At 44.6% G+C, this 1882-nt stretch carries 1 protein-coding gene; it reads right to left on the bottom strand.

From position 1 onward, the window contains the following. Positions 1–1640: FAD-dependent oxidoreductase (locus tag ACI35L_RS10975; RefSeq protein ID WP_439802897.1), on the bottom strand; the 1640-nt coding region annotated here is incomplete at its 3' end. Between the last annotated feature and the right edge of the window lie 242 nt (positions 1641–1882).

Below are 1882 nucleotides of genomic sequence, written 5' to 3'. Positions count from 1 at the left end.
AGCGCTGCGATATATCCGAATGTCATGGCAGGCCCCAAGGTCGCTCCTGGTCCGGGATAGGATTCTCCCATAATGGAGGCGGAACAATTGCCGGCTGCATATACCCCTTTGATGAACGATCCATCTTCTTTTATGATGCGTGCCTTCTCATCAATTACCACGCCTCCCTTGGTTCCAATATCGCCTGGATAGACACGAAGAGCATAATAGGGACCGTTATTAATGGTATCTAAATTAGGATTCTTTAACGTTGGGTCCCCGTAGTATCGGTCATAAGGAACATCGCCTCTGCCGAAATCCGCATCCTTTCCTCTTTTCGCTAGCTGGTTAAAGCGTTCGATTGTAGCGATGAGTTCGATTCGGTCCATTCCCAAGTTCTCCGCCAATTCGGTAATGGTATCGCCAGTCCTTACAATATCATGATCATAATATTCCTTCGGGAAATCCAGCCCTGGGAATTGACCAGCAATTAGATAGCGCTTCTTGGTTCTTCGGTCGATGATGAACCAAGAGGGGATTGCTTTTCCGTTTGTCCGTTTATTATGCTCATACATCAAGTCTGTGAACTCATGATAAGGGAGCGCTTCATTTAGATAGCGATGTCCATCCTGGTCGGTGATGACCATACTAGGGATACCGCGCTCAGCGACAAGGAAAAACGGTTTCCCATTGTGGTCAATAATAGAAGGGGCTCCCCAAACCTTATCCATTAGGTCGAACTTTGCCCCTAATTTAGCAGCTGGTGAGAGGATGTCGCCCGTCTGGCCCGTGGGGGAGGAGGTCCACTGCATATTAGTAGGCTTGGGCAGATACTTCTCCCGTTTATTCTGATCTCTTGAGAATCCACCAGAACCAAGAATGACTCCCTTTCTTGCTTTAATTGATTGTGCCCTTCCGTCTTTTTTCACTTTGATACCAACAACACGGTCATCATCAATAATGAAGTCCGTAAATGCCGTGTTAAGTGCTAATTTCCCTCCGGCCTCCTTGTAGGAAAGGGCGAAACGAGCAATGAGAGCTTGTCCAAGAGAAGTGAGTTTAGCCCGGGTGATTTTAGATTTGACCATTCTTAAGCCCAGGCGCATAGATCGCATCTTCCCTGCAGTGGTGCGTGTAATCATATTTATCTTATGGAAATCCTGTCCTGTCATCGTAAAGCCCTTAGTGGGGATAGTAGGGCTGTTCATTAAATGCTGCCAGCTGCCAAGCTTCCTAGCATCGATAATCAAAGGTTCAATCGACCGCCCGTGGGCTTTACCGCCCGGGTAATGAGCATAATAATCAGAGTAGTTTCGTGCATAGGAAAATCTCATATGCTCTGTTTTCTGATAAAAGTAATCAAGCATCTCGATGCCCTTCCGTAAGTAGGTGTCTTTAACAGGTTCGGTGACCCGGTCTCCAACTGTGACATCTAAGTATCTTCTTGCCTCCTTATAGCTGTCGCTAACACCGGCTTCTTCTAAATAGCGATTATTCGGAATCCATACACCGCCTCCTGAAAGGGCAGAAGCACCGCCGTATTTACTTTCCTTTTCAATTAATAGAGTGTGCAGACCTTCAAGCTGAGCGGTCAATGCGGCTGAGAAACCAGCTGCTCCCGAGCCTACTACTAACACATCGTACTCTTCATCCCAATTCATCTAATCCCTCCCGCTTGCTATAAAATATGTCCTGAGAAAAAGACATAGAATAGAAAAAGAAGAATTTTAGCGATAAATTCCAGTTTCATTTTAGGCGAAAAGGTGGTATATTAATTGAGCTGCTTCTTTAAGCAGTGCTGATAGAAAATGGATGATAAACTTTTTTAAAAAAAGTATTGCATTCATAAAAAATATCAGGTATTATATAAAAGTTGCTTCCGAAAAACGAGATAAAAACTTTT

This window comes from Pradoshia sp. (genome assembly GCF_051873915.1).
In the GTDB taxonomy this organism is placed as follows: Bacteria; Bacillota; Bacilli; order Bacillales; family Pradoshiaceae; genus Pradoshia.
The sequence above is the reverse complement of the archived record's forward strand: the minus strand, read 5'-3'. Positions and strand labels throughout refer to the sequence as shown.